We start from the raw sequence: 19622 nt of genomic DNA, 5'->3' as shown, positions 1-19622 counted from the left end.
GAACTGATATGTTATTGTTGGGGACGGGCTCTGCCGCGCTCCCATGTGCCTTCCCTTGGGGGAGAGTTTTTTGGACGCGACTCCATCACTGGGGCGTGTACCACTGATACAAGGATGGAACCTCTCATGGACCCTATCATTGAAACGAAACAACTGACGCACACCTACTCCGCCGGCACACCCTTTGAGCGCACCGCACTGGAGAAGGTGGATTTTCAGGCTTATCCCGGAGAGTATCTGGGCATTATTGGCCACACAGGCTCGGGGAAGTCAACCCTGATCCAGCATCTGAACGGCCTGCTCAAGCCCACATCGGGCCAGGTACTCCTCCAGGGCACTGACATCTGGACCGACCCCCAGACCACCCGAAAAAGCCGGTTCCAGGTAGGGCTGGTCTTTCAGTACCCGGAGTACCAGCTCTTTGAGGAAACAGTCTATAAGGACATCTCCTTCGGTCCGAAAAATATGGGGCTGGACGAGGAGGAGATCGACCGCCGGGTGCGGTCCGCCGCCTATTTTGTGGGCCTGCGGGACGACCAGCTGGAGAAATCTCCCTTTGAACTGTCCGGCGGCCAGAAGCGCCGGGTAGCCATCGCCGGAGTTATCGCCATGGAGCCCAAGGTGCTCATTTTAGACGAGCCCACCGCCGGACTAGACCCGGAGGGAGTGGAATCCATCCTGCAAAATATCCGGGACTACCACCAGGCCCACAACGCCACCATTATCCTGGTGTCCCACTCCATGGAGGACATGGCCCGCACTGTGGACCGGCTGGTGGTCATCGACGACGGGACCATCCCCTTCCAGGGTACCCCCCGTGAGGTGTTTCAGCACGGGGACGAGCTGGAACAGATGGGGCTGGGCGTCCCCCAGATGACCAGGGTGTTCCACCGGCTTCGGGCCCTGGGGGTGGACATCGACCCCTCGGTGTTCACGGTGGAGCAGGCCAAGGCCGCCATTTTGGCCAAGCTGGGCCGCAATGAGAAGGGGGTGGGCTGAATGGCGCTGAAGGATATCACCCTGGGACAGTATTTTCCAGGTAACTCCCTGGTCCACAGGCTGGACCCCCGTACCAAGCTGATTGCTGTGGTGATCTATATCGTGGCCCTGTTTCTGGCTAAGTGGTTTGTCACCTATGCCATCATGTTCTGCCTGCTGGCTTTGTCCATCGCCGTATCCAAGGTCCCAGTGCGCTCCATCCTTCGGGGGATGAAGCCAGTGCTGTTCATTGCCATTTTTACGGCCATCCTCAACCTATTCTACACCCCCGGCACCCATGTGCTGGTAAAGATATGGGTACTGACCATCACCATGGAGGGGGTGTTCCAGGCCTTCTTTATGGTGGTCCGCATCATGATGCTTATTGCTGGCACCTTTCTGTTGACCTACACCACCTCGCCCATCCTGCTCACGGACGGGTTGGAGTCCCTGATGAATCCCTTGAAGAAGATCCGGGTCCCCGTCCATGAGCTGTCCATGATGATGTCTATTGCCCTGCGGTTTATCCCAACTCTGATCGAGGAAACGGACAAGATCATGTCCGCCCAGCGGGCCAGGGGAGCCGATTTTGAGAGCGGGAACCTGATCCAGCGGGCCAAGGCCCTGATCCCGCTGCTGGTCCCCCTGTTTATCTCCGCCTTCCGCCGGGCGGATGAGCTGGCGGTGGCGATGGAGTGCCGCTGCTACCACGGGGGAGAGGGGCGCACCCGCCTGCGCCAGCTGAAGTATCAGGCCAGGGACTATATGGTGCTGGCCTTTTTCCTGGCCGTGGCCGTGGGAGTGGGCGTGCTGGCGCATATTGGGCTTTGATCATCCGGCTCCAGGGCGGAGAGCAGCTCCCGCCGCAGGCCCAGACCGAACAGGTAGTAGGCCCGCGCCTCATAGGCCAGTTGGACGTTCATAGCCGCCTCAAAGGGGAGATAACATTCCGGCCCTACCAGCCGGCTGATTTGGTCAGCCTGGCTGGAAAAATCTGCCTCTGCCGTCTGGTAACCAGGGACGGTTCGGCAGAACTTTGCCACTTCCCCGGCAAGCCCAGGGTTGTCTTGAAAGAGTTTATACAGTATCATGTTCATAATTGATTACCCCTCCGAATATCACGGTTTTTCCGTGTATTATATAGTATGGCGCGAAAATTCCGTGTATCAAGAGAAAAGGACGTATTATGGCAACATTTGCAGAACGTATCAAGGAACTACGGAACGAGCAGCATCTGACTCAAAACCAGCTTGCTGATATTTGCGGGGTCAAATACCGAACCTATCAGGATTATGAGTATGGAAAGTGCCACCCTACCGCCCTTGGTCTGGTGTTTCTGGCCGACTACTTCAACGTCAGCCTGGACTACCTGATGGGCCGGACGGAGCGGCGGGAGATCAACCAATAGGGGCCGACCCCGCTTCTTACCAACCCGAACCGAGGTGTTACATGGAACGCAATATTGCCTTAAAGCTGATGTATAACGGTACGGCCTATCACGGCTGGCAGGTTCAGAAAAACGCTGTGTCCGTGGCCGAAACCCTGGAAAAAGCCCTGTCCACTGTGGTCTGCCATCCGGTGAAATGCACCGGGGCGGGCCGTACCGACGCGGGCGTCCACGCTGAGGTCTATGTGGCCAACTTCCGCACCACATCCACGATACCCTGCGACCGGATCCCTCTGGCGGTCAACACCCGGCTGCCCAACGATATTGTGGTGGTCAAGGCCACTCAGGTGCCCGATTCTTTCAACGCCATCGGTTCCTGCCAGAAAAAGGAGTATACCTACCGCCTGTATAACTCCCGGCTGGGCAACCCCTTCTATGTGGACCGGGCCTGGTTTTATCCAAAGCGCTTGGATGAGTCCGTGATGAGGAGGGCGGCCAGCCAGTTCGTGGGCACTCACGACTTCCGGGCGGTCCGGTCCGTGGGCACCGAAACCAGGACCACTGTGCGGACGGTGTACTATTTCGACGTTTCCCGCCAGGGGGAACTGATAGAGTGTAAGGTGTGCGCCAACGGCTTTCTATACAACATGGTCCGGGCGATGGTAGGCACCATCGTCTATGCTGCCGAGGGCAAGCTGGCTCCAGAGGACATCCCGGCCATTTTGGATTCGGGCAACCGCACCTTGGCTGGCCCCACGGTCCCGCCGGGGGGGCTGTATATGACCAGGCTGTGGTATGAGGAAGATGTGCTGTGACTAGGGGAGCACCCCTACTAAAGAGAAGCAAGGACGAATAGAATGGAAGGAAAACAGCCGGCCAAGAAGGCGAAAAAACCGAATATCCTGTTTCGGCTGCTGGCCCTGTTGGTGACGGCGGCCCTGGTGCTGGGCGCCCTGGCTCTGGTCGTGTACCGGGACCGCTTCAACCTGGACGCGGTGAAGCGGTGGCTGGCCTACCGCTCTATTCAAACCAGCGATACCGGCGAGGCGGTCCCCTTCACCCACGCCGGCGGGGACAAGATGTCACTGGCGTATCTGGAAAATGGTATTCTAATGTCCTCAGCCGCCGGGGCCCACTACTACTCCTTCTCCGGCCGCCAGTACGCCGAGGAAGTGCTGTCGATGGACAACCCGGTGCTGTCCGCCTCCTCCAAGGCGGGGGTAGTGTATGACGCCGGGGGGCAGTCCCTGTTCCTCTTCCGGGGGACGGAGGAGGTCTTTGACCTGTCCCTAGAGGGGGACGGCGACCTGCTGTCCGCCCGGGCCAACGACAGCGGCTGGCTGGCGGTCACCGCCCAGCGGAGCGGGTACAAGGGGGCGGTCACAGTCTACGACGCCTCTGGAAGCGAAGTGATCCAGATCAGCCTGTCCTCCACCTTTGTGGTGGACGCTGCCCTGTCTCCCGACTGTAAGACCGTGGCGGTGGTCACAATGGACCAGGAGGGCGGCACCTTCCTTAGTCAGGTGCTCTTTTTCCCCGTGGACCAGAAGGAGCCCACTGCCCAGGTCAGCCTGGGCAGTGTGACAGTGCTGGATCTGGACTATGAGGACGGCCTTCTCTGGGTGCTGGGGGAGGACAGAGTCATGACACTGTCTGACGATGGAAAATCTGCCAACAGTTATCCCTTTGGGCGGTCTTATCTGAAGGGCTGCGACTTTGGAGGGGAGGGCTTCGCGTTGCTCCTGCTGGGCCGATACCGGGCAGGCAGCGCGAACCAGGTCATGACCATCGATCCGGAGGGAGAAGTGAGGAGCAGCATGGAGCTGCGGAGCCAGGTATTGGACTTTGACAGCGCTGGCGGTTACTGTTCCCTGCTCACCGGCAGCCGACTGACCATTTACACGCCGGAGCTGGTGGAATACGCCCGACTGGGAGACACCCAGGGGGCACGATATACCGCCCTGTCCTCCAACGGCTCTGCCCTGCTGGCCGACGACCAGCTGGCCTGGCTCTATATCCCAAGTTGATCTCTCTGCCCGTTTTCCCATGGAGGTTCTTATGAATTATCTGATTTTTGACGTTATCATCGCCTTGATTCTCCTTTTTGCCCTGTGGCGGGGGTACAGCCGGGGTTTTATCCTGACATTGTGCGGCTTTTTGGCTATCTTTGTGGCCTTTATCGGAGCTACAGTTATCTCGGACAACTTGGCCAGGCCGGTGGCAGACGCCATACGGCCCGCCATCGAGCGCCAGATCCAGGGGGCGCTGGAGCAGTCCCTTCAAGTGGAGGACTCCCTCGCCTCTACTGGGGGAGAAGCGCCGGCACTGGAGGAGCTGCCCATCTCAGAGGTGCTGGAAGCGCTTCAGGAGTCCGCGCTCTACCGCGGCCTGGCACAGGCCTTCCAGGAGGCCGTGGACAACGGAGTGGCTCAGGTGACCACCAGCGCGGCTAAGGCACTGGCGGAATACGCCGCCGTCCAGCTGGCCAGAATGGTTCTCTTCCTGCTGGCGTTTGTAGCTGTTCTCATCGCCTGGTTCCTGTTGAGCCATGCCCTGGACCTGGCCTTCCGGCTGCCCGTTCTGTCCGCCTTAAACCATTGGAGCGGGGCGGCCCTGGGGCTGCTCAAGGGCGGGGCGTTGATTTTCATCGCCTGCTGGCTGCTCCGAAACAGCCTGATCCCCCCTGAGGCGATACAGAATACCTATCTGCTGAACTTTTTTTGCACCTTCGACCCCCTATCCCTACTTGCCTGAATTTCTCAGGAAGCAGTTCATGACAAGTTCATATTTCTGCTGTATGATATGCCCTGTGTGGTTATGACCACCCAAAAGGCCGGGCGGAGACCCGGAGCGCTGATCTGATTTTATCTCCTGAAAGGAGTTTTGACACTATGCAGCCTACAATGTGCAGCCGCTGCGGCAAGAACGTGGCGGTCATCTTTATCACCAAACTGGAGGGCGGTACCTCGAAGAACGAGGGGCTGTGTCTCAAATGTGCCAGGGAGCTGGGCATAAAACCCATTGACGACATCATAAAGCGGATGGGCATCAGCGACGAGGACCTGGAAAACCTGACCTCCGAAATGATGTCCGCTTTCGGCGGAGCTGAGGGAATGGAGGGCCTGATGAACCAGCCCAAGGAGGAGGGGGACGAGGAGGACGACGGACGTACCGCCACCTTCCCCTTCCTGAATCAGCTCTTTGGAGGTGGGGCCACCCCAGCGCCCCAGCAGCCCAGTGAGGGGGGCGGCGCATCCCCCCGGCCGGAGAAGAACGGCGCCCCCAAGCAGCCTAAGCGAAAATTTTTGGACAGCTACTGCATCTCCCTAACCCAAAAGGCCAAGGAGGGCAAGCTGGATAAGCTGATCGGCCGGGACCGGGAGCTCCAGCGGGTCATTCAGATCCTGAACCGCCGGCAAAAGAACAATCCCTGTCTCATCGGTGAGCCAGGCGTGGGCAAGACCGCTATCGCTGAAGGGCTGGCCCAGAGGATATATAAGAAGGAGGTCCCCTACAAGCTGGCGGATAAGGAGGTCTACCTCCTGGACCTGACCGCCCTGGTGGCGGGCACCCAGTTCCGAGGCCAGTTTGAGAGCCGGATGAAGGGACTCATCGAGGAGATCCGCAAGCTGGGCAACATCATCCTGGTCATCGACGAGGTTCATACTATCGTGGGGGCCGGGGATGCCGAGGGGTCCATGAATGCCGCAAACATTCTGAAGCCCGCCCTCTCCCGTGGGGAGCTCCAGGTCATCGGTGCCACCACCCTCAATGAGTACCGCAAACACATCGAGAAAGATACCGCCCTGGAGCGGCGTTTCCAACCCGTCGTTGTGGAGGAGCCATCCATCGAGGACAGCGTGAAGATCATTGAGGGTATCGCCCCCTACTACGAGGCATTCCACCAGGTCACGGTCTCCAAGGAGATGTGCCGCCAGGCTGTGCTGATGAGCGAGCGGTATATCACTGACCGCTATCTCCCTGACAAGGCCATCGACCTGATCGACGAGGCCTGTTCCAACGTGAATCTGGAGAATAAGGCCCTGGCCCGTCTGGCCGATGTGGAGAAAGAACTGGCCGATCTGTCCAAGGAGCGGGAGGTTATGATGGCCGCCGCCACGGAGGAGGCCTATGAGCGGCTGGCAACCATCAAAAGCATGGAGCTGCGCCTGGAGGAAGAGAAGCGGGGGCTGGAGGAGAAGGCCCATCCCGCCCTAGACCAAGAGCACTTGGCCAACGTCATTGAGCTGTGGACCAACATCCCTGCCAGCCGCATCCAGGAGCAGGAGTACCAGCGCCTGGCCAAGCTGGAGGAGCGGCTGGAGAGCCACATTATCGGACAGGACGAGGCGGTGAAGGCGGTGGCCGCAGCCATCCGCCGGGGCCGGGTGGGCATCAGCCCCAAGCACAAGCCGGTATCCTTTATCTTTGTAGGTTCCACCGGCGTGGGCAAGACCGAGCTGGTCAAGCAGCTGGCCGCGGACCTGTTCGATACCCCTGAATCCCTGATCCGGCTGGATATGTCCGAGTTTATGGAGAAGCACGCCGTGTCCCGCATCATTGGATCCCCTCCGGGCTATGTAGGTTATGACGAGGCGGGCCAGCTGACAGAGAAGATCCGCCGCAAGCCCTACTCTGTGGTCCTCTTCGACGAGATCGAGAAGGCACACCCAGATGTGCTCAACATCCTGCTTCAGATTTTGGACGATGGCCGTATCACTGACGCCCACGGCCGGACGGTGAACTTTGAGAACACGGTGATCGTCATGACCTCCAATGCCGGGAGCAATACCAAGGTGGGCTCCGTGGGCTTTGGCCGCACCGCCAATGAGCAGGGGAGGGAGCGGGCCATGAAGGCCCTCCAGGACTTCCTGCGCCCTGAGTTTATCAACCGGATCGACGAGATCGTCTACTTCAATCAGCTCACGGAGGAGAACTTCAGGTCCATCGCCGTCCTGATGCTCAAGGAGCTGGCAACTGCGATGGCGGAGAAGGGCATCTCTTTCTCCTGGGAGGAGTCCCTGCTGGACTATCTGGTTAAGAAGTCCTATTCCGCCGTCTATGGAGCCCGGAACCTTCGCCGGGTCATCCAGAAGGAGCTGGAGGATGCCATCGCGGTCCGCTTGATCGAGGGATATCAGCACCCCGTTTCCCAGATGAAAGCCCTGGTGGAGGATGACACCATCCATCTACTGGCTATGTGAGAGAAGGCAAAGAGGAACAGCCCCCGGAAACCTTATGGTTTCCGGGGGCTGTTTGTTGAGCGTGTGGGCAGTGATTAAGCGGCAGTGCCATCAGGAACTTCCACCTGGTCGTCAGGGGACATCAGCTGGAACATATCCAGGACGGTGGCGTCTGCGGGGGGCTGGGTGCTGGGCTTGGCGCTTGTGGACTGATAAGCGCCGTCCATTTCCATGTGCATAGAAACCTCGCTAGAGAGAATTCCGGGCAGCGTAGAGATAGAAGGATCTTCCCCAGTGGGGAGAGAGGAGGACTGAGTCAGGTCAATGGACATCTCCATTTTACTGTTCCGCATGGAGACGCCGATCTCCATCTCGCCGAAGGAGGGGTCAACGGCAGTCAACTCCATTGCGTATCCGTTGACTCTGGAGCCAGTGGTATACAGAGTGAAGGTGCCAGTGACACCGTCCTCCGTTAAAAATTGGTTCACATAGGAGGAACCGGACCGCTTAAAATGGCTGTCGCCACAGATGGAGTTATACAGGTCCAGATAGTCAGAGGTGGTAAGATAGCTGGTCAAAGGAGCGGTCCGCAGGACGGTTTCCAACTGCTCAGTAAAGCTGGCGTCCAGGCTGGCGTTGGACAGAGCCAGCAGGTCAGCATAAGTGAAGCCGGTGAGAGCGGCGCTCTGGTCGTAAAAGGACTTCATATCCAGCTTGTACCAGGTATCGTCCGAGGCACCCTCCCCAAGGATAAATTGGTTCAGGGCGGCGCAGTTGAGATAGAGGGCCCCCTGTTCCATATCACCCCGCATAGCGAAGTCAATGGTAAGGGGGAAGGGGAGCTCACCGGTGCTGTCCAACAGCTCCGTGGCGTCTACCCCATTGAGAGAGGCGGCGTAATCCAGTACCATCTGAGTATCGAACTGGAAGGCGGTGGACCCGGCGATAATCATGTCATAATCTCCGTCGGCAAGGAACTGGATATCCATATCCTGCTCGCCGTCGGAGGTGGAAACAGAGATGTCCATGGCGTATTCGCCGCCGACCTTCTGGTTCTTCTGGGCAAAGGTCCGGCTGTAATCTAGGTATTTGTCCATCAGCTCATAGGTTTCTGTGTTGGCCGCCAGGATGGCGTCCACGTCGTCAATGATGACGGTACCGTTGGAGCCGTCCCAGCCTACATTGTAGCCCAAGGCGTCAGCGATCAGCCCGACAGGAACATAAGTGCGGTCCGTGGCGGGATCCACATAGGGGGCTACATCCATAGGGATATTCTGCCCATCCGGCGCTTCCTCTGTATACAAGGTGATGGAGGGTTCTCCGATGGTCAGGCTGATGCGCTGTCCATCCCTGCTGGCGGTGACGGTGCCAGTAGAGCCGTCCCATGTGATGCCGGTATAGCCCAGCGCCTCAAAGGTGGCCGCGAAGGGCAGGAAGGAGCGGTCACTCTTCAACTTGGGTACCGCGTCAGGGAAGGTAAGGGACTCCCCGTTGACCAGAACATAGAAGTCGCCCTGGCGGGTGGAAACGGTGTCGGGGAACGTCTGGAGAATGTCAGGTTCAGCGGCAAAAGCGGGGGCGCTTACTGCTAGCGCCAAAAACGCGGCGCAGAGTAAGGGACGAAACAGTTTTTTCATTTTTAAATCTCCTTTCAAATAGTGAATTTTCGCAACAAACGATAGAAAAAAGCAAACAGCTATCTAAAATAAATTATACCATGATAAGCGAAAGAATCAATCAAAAAATAATTATAAAAATGAATGCTCTTTTTCTCCGCGACCCTTGCAAACAGAGGCGCTATCATATATAATATTACGGAATCGTTTTAACTTTAGGCCAAAACCCGGCTAAGAAATACAGGAGAGCGTGATAACTTTGAAGTACGATTTTACCGAGATCGAGAAAAAGTGGCAGACCAAGTGGAAGGACGAAAAGACCTTTGCCTGCCAGACTGGCGATACCACCAAGCCTAAGTTCTACGGCCTGGTTGAGTTCCCCTATCCCTCTGGCAACGGGCTGCATGTGGGACATGCCCGACCCTACACCGCCATGGACGTAATAGCCCGGAAAAAGCGGATGGACGGCTACAACGTGCTGTTCCCCATCGGCTTTGACGCCTTCGGCTTGCCGACTGAGAACTACGCCATTAAGAACCACATTCACCCCGCTAAGGTGACGAAGGACAATATCGCCAACTTCACCAAGCAGCTGCATATGTTGGGCTACTCCTTTGATTGGGACCGGGTGGTGGACACCACCGACCCCAGCTACTATAAGTGGACCCAGTGGATCTTTCTCCAGCTCTACAAGCACGGCCTGGCCTATAAAACCACTATGCCGGTAAACTGGTGCACCTCCTGCAAGTGCGTGCTGGCTAACGAGGAGGTGGTGGAAGGCGTCTGTGAGCGGTGCGGTTCGCCTGTCATCCGCAAGGAGAAGAGCCAGTGGATGCTGAAGATCACCGCCTACGCCCAGCGGCTCATCGACGACCTGGACGATCTGGACTTCATCGAGCGGGTGAAGATCCAGCAGAAGAACTGGATCGGCCGCTCCACCGGCGCCGAGGTTACCTTTAAGGCTACCACCGGGGACGACATCGTAGTGTATACCACCCGCCCGGATACCCTGTTTGGAGCCACCTACATGGTCCTCTCGCCGGAGCACGAGCTGGTGAAGAAGTGGATGCCCCTGCTGGCCAACGCCCAGGAGGTCCAGGACTATCAGAAGGCCGCCGCTTCCAAGTCCGACCTGGAGCGCACCGAGCTGAACAAGGAGAAGACTGGCGTCAAGCTGGACGGCGTGCGGGGCGTAAACCCGGTCAACGGCAGGGAGATCCCCATTTTCATCTCCGACTACGTCCTGGCCACCTACGGCACCGGCGCCATCATGGCCGTTCCTGCCCACGACGACCGGGACTGGGAGTTTGCCAAGAAGTTCGGCTGTGAGATCATCGAGGTGGTGTCCGGCGGCGAGGACGTGCAGAAGGCCGCCTTTACCGCCAAGGATGAGACCGGCATCTTGGTCAACTCCGACTTCCTCAACGGCCTGACTGTGAAGGACGCCATCCCTGTTATCACCAAGTGGCTGGAGGACAAGGGCATCGGCCATGCCCAGGTGAACTACAAGCTGCGGGACTGGGTGTTCTCCCGCCAGCGGTACTGGGGCGAGCCCATCCCCATGGTTTGGTGTGACAAGTGCGGCTGGCAGCCCATCCCCGAAGACCAGCTGCCTCTGCTCCTGCCCGAAGTGGAGAGCTATGAGCCTACCGACGACGGCGAAAGCCCCATCAGCAAGATGACCGACTGGGTGAACACTACCTGTCCCTGCTGCGGCGGCCCCGCCAAGCGGGAGACCGACACCATGCCCCAGTGGGCGGGTTCCAGTTGGTACTTCCTGCGGTATATGGACCCCCACAACGATAAGGCATTAGCCTCCAAGGAGGCACTGGACTACTGGTCCCCGGTGGACTGGTACAACGGCGGTATGGAGCACACCACTCTCCACCTGCTGTACAGCCGCTTTTGGCACAAGTTCCTCTATGACATCGGCGTTGTGCCCACCAAGGAGCCCTATCAGAAGCGCACCTCCCACGGCATGATTTTGGGCGAGGGGGGCGAGAAAATGTCCAAGTCCCGGGGCAACGTGGTCAATCCCAACGACATCATTGATATGTACGGCGCTGACACCATGCGTACCTATATCATGTTCATCGGCGACTTCGAGAAGGCCGCCGCTTGGTCCGCCAATGCGGTGAAGGGGTGCAAGCGTTTCCTGGACCGGGTGTGGAACCTGGCTACCGAGCAGGAGCATGTGGGAGATGCGTATTCCCAGGCCAACGAGCTGGCGGTCCACAAGGCGATCAAGAAGGTGTCCGAGGACATCGAGGCCATGAAGTTCAATACCGCTATCGCGGCTCTCATGTCCCTGGTCAACGACTTTTACGCCAACGGTGCCAGCCGGGGCGACATGAAGGCACTGCTGCTGATGCTGTCCCCCTTCGCCCCACATATGTGCGAGGAGCTGTGGGAGATGGCGGGCTACGGGGGCCAGGTATGTCTCCAGCCCTGGCCCGTGTATGACGAGAGCAAGACCGTCACCGCCACCGTTCAAATGGCCGTCCAGGTCAGCGGAAAGGTGAAGGCCAACATCGTAGTGTCCGCCGACGCCTCTGACGAGGACATTGTGGCGGCCGCCCTGGCTGAACCTAAGATTGTCAAGCTGGCCGAGGGTATGACTTTGGTAAAGAGTATTGTGGTCAAGGGCAAATTGGTTAGTTTGATTTTTAAGCCCCAGGCTTGACCATCCTGCTATGGTCAAAAGGTTTACAGCCCGTTCATAATTGGCCCTTGACATCTGGCCGTGGAACGAATATAATACTACTGTTAAAGCCATAAAAATGGCCCTTACGCGAGCAGGGGACGCCCCGCCGCGCCGGAGGGAGGGAAATATAAATGTCGGAAGTCCGTGTGAGAGAGAATGAATCTCTGGAGAGCGCCCTGAAGCGCTTTAAGCGTAGCTGCGCCAAGTCTGGCGTGCTGGCCGAGGTTCGTAAGCGCGAGCACTACGAGAGCCCCAGCGTCAAGCGCCGCAAGAAGTCTGAGGCCGCCCGTAAGAATCGCAAGAAGTTCTATTAAGCAGTTAAACCGCCGCAGTATTTACTGTGGCGGTTTTTATTGCAGCCCGAAAACTCCCGTCTGTGCCGGGGGAATCATGATTCAGAGCGGTGTGGGAATATGGAAGGGTATGTGACTCTCTCCATCTGACGTGGGACAGGACATCTGGACTAGGACAGACAAAAAAGTTGAAAAAAGTTTGAATTTTGCGTTGACAAACCAACGCCTTTCTGGTAAGATATCACTTGCGCTGAACAGGGACACCTGACCTGTAAGGCTTTTATTTGGGGGTATAGCTCAGCTGGGAGAGCGCTTGAATGGCATTCAAGAGGTCAGCGGTTCGATCCCGCTTATCTCCACCACTTACAACTCAATATTGGTAGACAAGCAGTTCTCCTATACGGGGGTATAGCTCAGCTGGGAGAGCGCTTGAATGGCATTCAAGAGGTCAGCGGTTCAATCCCGCTTATCTCCACCATCTCAAGGAGAGCTGCTTTCAAAAATCCGTTTCCGAAAGGAAATGGATTTTTGTTTTATAGGGAACTTTCCCTGACAAACAGTTCTGTTTCATTGGAACACCCGCTCCAGATGCCTACCAACGCGGCTCGATATTTCATCTGGGATCGTTGCCCGCTATTTCTACAAAAGCGTACAGTCAACACCTGCTTCCAAGAGCGGCCAATGAGGACTACAGATGGTCAGATGGAGGCTTATTTGTTCGGACACCGCCATATTCGTGCTGGCCGAGTTCGCTCTGTGCCTGCCTATATTCTCTGATTTTTACGGGAAAAGGCTTGACTTAAAAATTCTATCGTGTAAAGTAAGTGATGATCCTCTTTTGACTGTAAAAGTCTAGGGGTGGGGCAACTTTACATAGGGCCCCGATCCGATCTATGAAAGACACAGGAGGCATATAAAATGAACAGACCCGTTTTGGTGGTCATGGCCGCCGGTATGGGCAGCCGATACGGCGGCCTGAAGCAGGTGGATCCTGTTGGAAGCCATGGCCAGCTCATCATCGACTACTCCATCTATGATGCCCGGCGGGCAGGCTTTGAGACAGTTATTTTTGTGATCAAGCACGAAATCGAGGACACCTTTAAAACAGCCATCGGCAACCGGCTGTCCAGGGTCATCGATGTGAAATACGCCTATCAGCAGCTGGATGACATACCAAAGGGCTACTCTGTTCCGGAAGGCCGGATAAAGCCCTGGGGCACTGCCCACGCCATTCTGGCGGCACGCAACCTGATTGACGGCCCTTTCGCGGTGGTTAACGCCGATGACTACTACGGCCCAGAGGGCTTTCAGGCCATCTACGACTATCTGGAGCGCAATCCGGACCAGCCCGGCCGCTATGAATACGCTATGGTGGGCTACCGCTTGGGCAACACAGTCACGGAGCACGGCCATGTGGCCCGTGGGGTGTGTGAGGAGGACCAGGACAACTATCTGATCAGCGTCACGGAGCGCACCCATATCGAAAAAGAGGGGACAGACGCCCGCTTTACCGAGGATGGAGGACAGACCTGGACCCATCTGCCTGGAGACGCCATCGTGTCCATGAACCTCTGGGGCTTCAGCCAGAGCTTCCTTCGGGAGGCCGAGGCCCGCTTCCCTGCCTTTCTAGACCGGGCACTGGCGGAGGAGCCCCAAAAGGGGGAGTATTTCTTGCCCAGTGTAGTTACCCAACTGCTGGAGGAGGGTAAAGCCAGGGTGAAGGTACTGCGCTCTGAGGACAGGTGGTATGGCGTGACCTACCAGGCGGATAAGCCGGCTGTGGTAGCTGCGGTCGCCAGGATGACGGCCGAGGGGCTTTACCCCGAGTCGCTGTGGGAAAGGTGAGCCGGGAAGGCCTTGCCAGATAGAGAAAGGAGGGATACTATGTTGATTCGATGGACTGAACTCTCCTACCCGGATCTGGGGGCTTATCGGGATCAGGCGGCAGTAATGATAAACTTCGCGTCTACAGAGCAGCACTCGCTCCATCTGCCCGTGGGGACAGATGCCTTTCTGGGGGCAGCTGTGACCGAACGGGCTGCGGAGCTGTGCCATAGACCGGTCCTGCTCCTGCCCCAAGTATGCTTTGGATACTCCCCGCACCACCGCTTTGCCCCCGGCTATGTGACAATGCCTCAGCATCTGCTGAAGGAGTATGCGGTTTCTATCTGTGAGAACGTGATAGCGAATGGTTTTTCCCAGATGTTCTTAGTGAACTCCCACGGGGGAAATCAGGTCTATCTGTCCGCCGCTGTCAATGAGATAGGTGAGAAGCACGGGACGGAGTTTCAGCTACGGGAACTGCAGTATTGGGATGTGGCGCGCGAGCGAATCAGCGCCATTCGGGAATCGGAGCTGGGGGGCATGGGCCATGCGGGCGAATTTGAGACGTCTATGATGATGTATCTTCGCCCTGACCTGGTCCAGGAGGAGAAAATCGTCCCCTGTGGACCTGTGGCCGAGCGCCCCTGGTTTCAAAAGGACCTCTTGGGCAGCAAGGCATATCAGAGATTCCATCGTTTTGATGAAGACAACCGAGAGGGGCATATTGGCCAGCCTCAGTTGGCTACAGCCCAGAAGGGCAAAGCCTTTTTTGAGTCAGTGACGGAGGAACTGGCCAGATTCCTGGACTATTTTGACTAGGAAGGAGAGGGAGACCCGATCCGAATTTTGGAAAACGGTTTCCGAACCTGAGATTTCAATCAAAAAGAAGAAAAAGCCGCCTATGCAGTGAGCGTAGGCGGCTTTCTAATCCTATCAATCTTCTGTGGAGAAGCAGAAGCGGGTGATATGGTCATAGTGCTCTCCGGCCCGCAAAATGGCGGAGGGAAAGGCGGGCTGGTTGGGGGAGTCGGGGAAAAACTGGGTCTCCAGACAAAAGGCGTGACGGGGGGCGTACACCGCCCCCTCTTTCCCACGGCGGCCCGCTTCCAGGAAATTAGCGGTGTAGAACTGGAGACCCGGCAGGGTGGTATCCACTTGGAGGGCGATGCCGCTGGCCGCCGAACGGGCCCAGGCAGCGGGGCGGAGCAGCCCGAAAGGTCCATCCACCACATAGTTATGGTCATAGCCACTGCCCCACTCCAACTGCTGGAAGGGGTCCTCAATGTGGGCTCCAATGGGGGTAGGGGAGCGTAGGTCCATCGGGGTGCCCTCCACCGGCTGAATAGAGCCAAAGGGGATACTGGTCTGGTCAGCGGGAGTATAGGACCCGGCGTAGAGTCGGATCTCCTGGTTCAATACCGGGCCAGAGCCCTGGCCATCCAGGTTGAAATAGCTGTGGTTGGTCAGATTACAGGGGGTGTCTTGGTCACTGCAGGCCTGATAGTGGATGGATAGGGTAGAGCGGTCCAGTTGGTAGGTGACCCGGACTTCCAGAGAACCGGGATAGCCCTCCTCGCCGTCCGGGCTGGACAGGGACAGAACCGCACGGCTTCCGGTCAGCTCCTCCACAGTCCATACCTTATAGGAGAAACCCTGGAGACCACCATGCAGGTGGTTGGGGCCATTGTTGACTGCCAGGGTATATTCCCGGCCATTCAGGGAAAACCTGCCTCCAGCGATGCGGTTGGCAAAGCGGCCCACGACCGCCCCCAGATAGCCGTCCTGGTCCTGATACTCCTTGAGAGTCTCGTACCCCAGGACCACGTCCACAGGCCTTCCGGTCCGGTCCGGTACCCAGAGGGCACGTAAGGCGGCGCCAAAGGTAATGATTTGACAGGACAGAGTGCCGTTGTCCAGCGTGAGCAACTCCACCGGCTGTCCGTGGTGGGTGGTGCCAAAGGGCTGACGGCTGGCAGTGGTCATAGATAGGCCCCCTTTTGATACTGTGACCTTTATAGGTTAGATGTGACACCAGTGTAGCAGAGTTTTAGGAAAAAGGCAAAGAAAAGGGGCTGTGAGTCTTGATAAAATTTTCCGAATGTGCTATTTTATTTTTAGTAAAATTTTGTGGAGGACTGCTATGGCGACCCTGAAAGAACTTGCCGACCGGACGGGCTATTCTCCGGCTACCATCTCCCGGATCCTGTCGGGGGACCCCTCCTTGTCCGTTACAGCTGAGGCCAGGAGAAAGGTGCTGGAGGAGGCGGGACGGCTAAACTACACCGCGACCCGAAGCCGCCGGGGAAGGAGCCCGAAGGGGTTGCTCCGGGTTGGAGTGGCGGAGATGCTCACCCCGGTCCAGCAGCTGGACGACCCTTATTACCTCTATCTTAGTAATTTCCTCCGCCAGAATTGCCTGGATAGGAAATATACCTGCATTCCGTTGGAGAGCAGGGGAGAGGGATTTTTGGCTCCGGAGGAGAAACTGGACGGTGTTGTGGCCATCGGCCTGTTTACCCCAGCACAGATCGACTCTCTGGCGGCCCTGTCCCCCAATCTGGTTTTTTTGGACTCATCTCCCTTTGAGAGCCGGTTTGATTCGGTAGTGCTGGGCTATGAGCTAGGGATATCCCTGGCCCTGGACCACCTGACTGAGCTGGGCCACACTAGGATCGGCTTTATCGGACCGGTATATAAATTGGATGACCGCCGCCAGCGGGCGCTGGAGGTCCGTCGCCAGCTGTTTGAGAGGCAGGCAGAACAGAGAGGGCTGCTGGATCTGGGCCTGATGCTGGACTGCCCCATGGAGGCCCAGGCCGCCGCCAGGGCGGTGGGGGAGCTTTTATCCTCTGGAGCGGCCCTCCCTACCGCTTTCTTGTGCGCCAACGAGGAGGGCGCTGTGGGCGCCCTCCTGGCTTTGCGGGAGGCAGGTCTGTCTGTTCCAGGCGACCTGTCGGTTGTGTCCTTCAATGATACGCCCCGTTCTGCCCTTGTGGACCCGCCCCTCACCTCTGTGTCCACCCATGTAGAGGAGATGGCACGAGCGGCCCTGCGCCTGCTGGGGGAGAGGGCGTCCATCGGAGGGCGGGAGCCCATCCGCACCCTGCCGCTGAAGCTGGTTGTGCCGCCCACTCTAACTGTGCGGGAGAGCACCGGACCAGTCAGACGACTGTGAAAACCACTAGAAAAAGGCCCTTATTTCTGTATACTGTTCCAAAGTTTTTTAATGGAAAAAATTGTGGTTGAATTTTTAGTAAAAATTTAATATACTTGACCTATCAAAAAAGAGAATGAGGTGACCTCTCGATGAACAGCTGTGCCAAGCTGCTCCAAGAACTGACCGCCGGCACCCACGACGAGGTGCTGGCCGCCCTCTACGCCCTGGATGGGACACAGGCAAGTCTGGACAGGGCCCAGGAACGGGCCGCCCAGGTGGTCCGTTCCTTTGCGGAGATTTTTACCCCTGAGGAACATGCTTCGGTGGCTCTGTTCAGCGGCCCCGGCCGCACCGAGATCGGCGGCAACCATACCGACCACCAGCACGGCCATGTGCTGTGCGGCAGTGTGGACTTGGATATGTTGGCCTGTGCCGCCCCCAACGGGAAGGAGGTCATCCGTATTCACTCCCAGGGCTATCCCACCCTGGAGGTGGAGTTGAGCAGCCTGCTGCCCAGGGAGCGGGAACGGAATACCTCCGCGGCCCTGGTCCGAGGGGTGGCTGCCAAGGCTGCGGAGTTGGGTTACCCGCTGTCCGGCTTTGACGCCTATGTGACCTCAAATGTGCTGTCCGGATCTGGACTGTCCTCCTCCGCCGCCTATGAGGTGCTGGTGGGCAATATCCTGAACCACTTTTGCTGCGGTGGGGCGCTGGACCCCATTCAGATCGCCAAGATTGGCCAGTACGCGGAGAACGTGTATTTTGGCAAGCCCTGCGGCCTGATGGACCAGATGGGCTCCTCGGTGGGCGGGGCCGTGGCCATCGACTTTGCCGATCCGTCCGCTCCGTTAGTCAAGAAGGTGAAATATGACTTTACCCGGTCCGGCCACGCCCTGTGCATCGTGGACACCGGCTCCAGTCATGGCGACCTGACCGATGACTACGCTGACATTACGCGGGAGATGGGCGCCGTGGCGGCCCACTTCAACAAGCGGTTCCTGCGGGATGTTCCTGAGGCCGACTTCCGCGCCGCCATCCCCTCCCTGCGGGTCCGCTGTGGAGACCGGGCAGTCCTCCGGGCCATCCATTACTACGAGGATGACCGTAGGGCAGTCCAGGAGGGCGAGGCCCTGGAGCGGGGAGATTTCGCCAGGTTCCTGGAGCTGGTCAACGCCTCCGGCCTCTCCTCGGCAGTCCATCTGCAGAATACCTGGTCTATATCAGATCCGAGTCAGCAGGCCATCCCTCTGGCCCTGGCCGCCGGTCAAGAACTGCTGGAGGGCACTGGAGCCATCCGGGTCCATGGCGGAGGCTTTGCCGGCACCATCCAGGCCTTCGTCCCCAACGACAGGCTGGAGGCCTTCCGGTCCGGTATGGAGGCCCTGCTGGGCCGCGGCAAGTGTCACATCCTCCACATCCGTCCCCAGGGCGGAACTGTGGTGATTGGTTGAATTTAAGAAAGGCAGGTCTTTATATTATGGCGATTTTAGTACTGGGTGGAGCTGGCTATATCGGCTCCCACACTGTGTATGAGCTGATCGACGCTGGCCGGGACGTGGTGGTGGCGGACAACCTGCTCACCGGCTTCCGGGCCGCCGTACACCCCAAGGCCCGGTTCTATGAGCTGGACATCCGGGACCGGAAGGCCGTGGACGCTCTTTTTGAGAAGGAGACCATTGAGGGAGTTATTCACTTCGCCGCCTCCTCCCAGGTTGGGGAGTCCATGGTGGACCCGCTGAAGTATTATGACAACAACCTCTGGGGCACCACCGTCCTGCTCCAGTCCATGGTGGCCCATGGGGTGGATAAGATCGTCTTTTCCTCCACCGCCGCCACCTATGGTGAGCCGGAGCGGGTGCCCATCCTGGAGAGCGACCGGACCGAACCCACCAACTGCTACGGTGAGACCAAGCTGGCCATGGAGCGCATGATGTCCTGGACCAGCCGGGCCCACGGCCTGAGGTATGTGGCCCTGCGGTACTTCAACGCCTGCGGTGCCCATCCCTCCGGAGCCATCGGCGAAGCCCACGACCCTGAGACACACCTCATCCCCCTGATCCTCCAGGTGCCCAACGGGGAGCGGGAGAAGATTTCTGTCTTTGGCGATGACTACCCCACCCGGGACGGGACCTGCGTACGGGACTATATCCATGTCACTGATCTTGCCCAGGCACATATCCTGGCGCTGGATTATCTGCTGGCCGGTGGAGAGAACAACGTGTTCAACCTGGGAAACGGAGTGGGCTTTACCGTCAAGGAGGTCATCGATGTGACCCGTAAAGTGACCGGCCACCCCATCCCAGCCGAGATCTGCCCCCGGCGGGCGGGCGACCCGGCCCAGCTTGTGGCGTCTTCGGAGAAGGCCAAGACTGTCCTGGGCTGGAAGCCCCAGTACGCGGAGCTGGACACCATCGTGTCCTCCGCCTGGACTTGGCATAAAAATCATCCCAACGGCTATCAGGGCTGAGGAGCACCACAGA

17 protein-coding genes and 2 tRNA genes are annotated in these 19622 nt (G+C 58.1%); 16 read left to right on the top strand and 3 right to left on the bottom strand.

Features of this window, described 5'->3' with window-relative positions; all coding sequences use genetic code 11:
• Positions 1 to 126 precede the first annotated feature (126 nt).
• Both WKS99_RS00850 and WKS99_RS00845 read left to right on the top strand, forming a co-directional pair.
• Positions 127 to 999, top strand: a complete 873-nt coding sequence (locus WKS99_RS00850; protein ID WP_147572077.1) for an energy-coupling factor transporter ATPase — start codon at positions 127 to 129, stop codon at positions 997 to 999.
• Positions 1000 to 1809: an energy-coupling factor transporter transmembrane component T family protein gene (locus WKS99_RS00845; protein ID WP_240287225.1), complete on the top strand. Its 810-nt coding sequence runs from the start codon at positions 1000 to 1002 to the stop codon at positions 1807 to 1809.
• On the opposite strand, the gene WKS99_RS00840 is transcribed toward WKS99_RS00845, so the two are convergent.
• The gene (locus WKS99_RS00840) at positions 1740 to 2075 is read right to left on the bottom strand and encodes a hypothetical protein (RefSeq protein WP_340405167.1); all 336 of its coding nucleotides are present in this window, start codon (positions 2073 to 2075) and stop codon (positions 1740 to 1742) included. The genes WKS99_RS00845 and WKS99_RS00840 overlap by 70 nt on opposite strands.
• Positions 2076 to 2164: 89 nt before the next feature.
• On the opposite strand from WKS99_RS00840, the gene WKS99_RS00835 reads away from it, so the two are divergent.
• The 5 genes from WKS99_RS00835 (at position 2165) to WKS99_RS00815 (ending at position 7569) form a co-directional block, all read left to right on the top strand.
• The gene (locus WKS99_RS00835; protein WP_147572080.1) at positions 2165 to 2386 is read left to right on the top strand and encodes a helix-turn-helix domain-containing protein; all 222 of its coding nucleotides are present in this window, start codon (positions 2165 to 2167) and stop codon (positions 2384 to 2386) included.
• A gap of 41 nt (positions 2387 to 2427) precedes the next feature.
• Positions 2428 to 3180 carry a tRNA pseudouridine(38-40) synthase TruA gene (gene truA / locus WKS99_RS00830; protein ID WP_147572081.1) on the top strand — a complete coding sequence of 251 codons (753 nt, stop codon included), beginning with the start codon at positions 2428 to 2430 and terminating at the stop codon, positions 3178 to 3180.
• Between the two features lie 42 nt (positions 3181 to 3222).
• Positions 3223 to 4392, top strand: a complete 1170-nt coding sequence (locus WKS99_RS00825) for a DUF5711 family protein (protein WP_340405166.1) — start codon at positions 3223 to 3225, stop codon at positions 4390 to 4392.
• A 31-nt stretch (positions 4393 to 4423) separates the two neighbouring features.
• A complete protein-coding gene (locus WKS99_RS00820; protein WP_340405165.1) occupies positions 4424 to 5119 on the top strand; it encodes a CvpA family protein in 696 nt (231 codons plus the stop codon).
• Between the two features lie 137 nt (positions 5120 to 5256).
• The gene (locus WKS99_RS00815) at positions 5257 to 7569 is read left to right on the top strand and encodes an ATP-dependent Clp protease ATP-binding subunit (RefSeq protein WP_186852038.1); all 2313 of its coding nucleotides are present in this window, start codon (positions 5257 to 5259) and stop codon (positions 7567 to 7569) included.
• Positions 7570 to 7643: 74 nt separating this feature from the next.
• Here the strand turns inward: WKS99_RS00815 and WKS99_RS00810 are convergent, their stop codons facing one another.
• Complete coding sequence (locus WKS99_RS00810) at positions 7644 to 9185, bottom strand: copper amine oxidase N-terminal domain-containing protein (protein WP_340405164.1); 1542 nt, start codon at positions 9183 to 9185, stop codon at positions 7644 to 7646.
• A 238-nt stretch (positions 9186 to 9423) separates the two neighbouring features.
• On the opposite strand from WKS99_RS00810, the gene leuS reads away from it, so the two are divergent.
• The 6 genes from leuS to WKS99_RS00780 all read left to right on the top strand — a co-directional run bounded on the left by leuS (position 9424) and on the right by WKS99_RS00780 (position 14804).
• Positions 9424 to 11847, top strand: a complete 2424-nt coding sequence (gene leuS, locus WKS99_RS00805) for a leucine--tRNA ligase (protein WP_186852040.1) — start codon at positions 9424 to 9426, stop codon at positions 11845 to 11847.
• 152 nt (positions 11848 to 11999) lie between these two features.
• Positions 12000 to 12182 (top strand): 30S ribosomal protein S21, encoded by a 183-nt coding sequence (gene rpsU / locus WKS99_RS00800; protein WP_023348912.1) that lies wholly within the window; start codon positions 12000 to 12002, stop codon positions 12180 to 12182.
• Positions 12183 to 12447: 265 nt separating this feature from the next.
• Positions 12448 to 12523, top strand: a tRNA-Ala gene (locus tag WKS99_RS00795).
• Positions 12524 to 12563: 40 nt separating this feature from the next.
• Positions 12564 to 12639 (top strand) — tRNA-Ala (locus WKS99_RS00790).
• A gap of 440 nt (positions 12640 to 13079) precedes the next feature.
• Positions 13080 to 14006, top strand: coding sequence for a nucleotidyltransferase family protein (locus WKS99_RS00785; protein ID WP_340405163.1), 927 nt, complete (start codon positions 13080 to 13082; stop codon positions 14004 to 14006).
• A 39-nt stretch (positions 14007 to 14045) separates the two neighbouring features.
• A complete protein-coding gene (locus WKS99_RS00780) occupies positions 14046 to 14804 on the top strand; it encodes a creatininase family protein (RefSeq protein WP_186852042.1) in 759 nt (252 codons plus the stop codon).
• Positions 14805 to 14918: 114 nt separating this feature from the next.
• Here WKS99_RS00780 and WKS99_RS00775 read toward each other — a convergent pair whose 3' ends face one another.
• A complete protein-coding gene (locus WKS99_RS00775) occupies positions 14919 to 15968 on the bottom strand; it encodes an aldose epimerase family protein (RefSeq protein WP_186852043.1) in 1050 nt (349 codons plus the stop codon).
• 157 nt (positions 15969 to 16125) lie between these two features.
• On the opposite strand from WKS99_RS00775, the gene WKS99_RS00770 reads away from it, so the two are divergent.
• From WKS99_RS00770 to galE, 3 genes are all read left to right on the top strand, one after another.
• Positions 16126 to 17160 carry a LacI family DNA-binding transcriptional regulator gene (locus WKS99_RS00770; RefSeq protein WP_186852044.1) on the top strand — a complete coding sequence of 345 codons (1035 nt, stop codon included), beginning with the start codon at positions 16126 to 16128 and terminating at the stop codon, positions 17158 to 17160.
• 131 nt (positions 17161 to 17291) lie between these two features.
• On the top strand, positions 17292 to 18593 hold the full coding sequence (locus WKS99_RS00765) for a galactokinase (protein WP_186852045.1): 1302 nt from the start codon (positions 17292 to 17294) through the stop codon (positions 18591 to 18593).
• 26 nt (positions 18594 to 18619) lie between these two features.
• Complete coding sequence (galE, locus tag WKS99_RS00760) at positions 18620 to 19609, top strand: UDP-glucose 4-epimerase GalE (RefSeq protein WP_186852046.1); 990 nt, start codon at positions 18620 to 18622, stop codon at positions 19607 to 19609.
• The last annotated feature ends 13 nt before the right edge of the window (positions 19610 to 19622 follow it).

Source organism: Flintibacter sp. HCN-6482 (genome assembly GCF_037892565.1).
GTDB lineage: Bacteria > Bacillota > Clostridia > Oscillospirales > Oscillospiraceae > Lawsonibacter > Lawsonibacter aceti.
The sequence above is the reverse complement of the archived record's forward strand: the minus strand, read 5'-3'. Positions and strand labels throughout refer to the sequence as shown.

Coding starts and splice junctions, on each gene's coding strand:
- WKS99_RS00845 (WP_240287225.1), top strand. CDS start 1,000: ATGGCGCTGAAGGATATCACCCTGGGACAGTATTTTCCAGGTAACTCC.
- WKS99_RS00840 (WP_340405167.1), bottom strand. CDS start 2,075: ATGAACATGATACTGTATAAACTCTTTCAAGACAACCCTGGGCTTGCC.
- WKS99_RS00820 (WP_340405165.1), top strand. CDS start 4,424: ATGAATTATCTGATTTTTGACGTTATCATCGCCTTGATTCTCCTTTTT.
- WKS99_RS00825 (WP_340405166.1), top strand. CDS start 3,223: ATGGAAGGAAAACAGCCGGCCAAGAAGGCGAAAAAACCGAATATCCTG.
- WKS99_RS00775 (WP_186852043.1), bottom strand. CDS start 15,968: ATGACCACTGCCAGCCGTCAGCCCTTTGGCACCACCCACCACGGACAG.
- WKS99_RS00780 (WP_186852042.1), top strand. CDS start 14,046: ATGTTGATTCGATGGACTGAACTCTCCTACCCGGATCTGGGGGCTTAT.
- galE (WP_186852046.1), top strand. CDS start 18,620: ATGGCGATTTTAGTACTGGGTGGAGCTGGCTATATCGGCTCCCACACT.
- WKS99_RS00850 (WP_147572077.1), top strand. CDS start 127: ATGGACCCTATCATTGAAACGAAACAACTGACGCACACCTACTCCGCC.
- WKS99_RS00765 (WP_186852045.1), top strand. CDS start 17,292: ATGAACAGCTGTGCCAAGCTGCTCCAAGAACTGACCGCCGGCACCCAC.
- WKS99_RS00810 (WP_340405164.1), bottom strand. CDS start 9,185: ATGAAAAAACTGTTTCGTCCCTTACTCTGCGCCGCGTTTTTGGCGCTA.
- truA (WP_147572081.1), top strand. CDS start 2,428: ATGGAACGCAATATTGCCTTAAAGCTGATGTATAACGGTACGGCCTAT.
- WKS99_RS00835 (WP_147572080.1), top strand. CDS start 2,165: ATGGCAACATTTGCAGAACGTATCAAGGAACTACGGAACGAGCAGCAT.
- WKS99_RS00815 (WP_186852038.1), top strand. CDS start 5,257: ATGCAGCCTACAATGTGCAGCCGCTGCGGCAAGAACGTGGCGGTCATC.
- WKS99_RS00770 (WP_186852044.1), top strand. CDS start 16,126: ATGGCGACCCTGAAAGAACTTGCCGACCGGACGGGCTATTCTCCGGCT.
- WKS99_RS00785 (WP_340405163.1), top strand. CDS start 13,080: ATGAACAGACCCGTTTTGGTGGTCATGGCCGCCGGTATGGGCAGCCGA.
- rpsU (WP_023348912.1), top strand. CDS start 12,000: ATGTCGGAAGTCCGTGTGAGAGAGAATGAATCTCTGGAGAGCGCCCTG.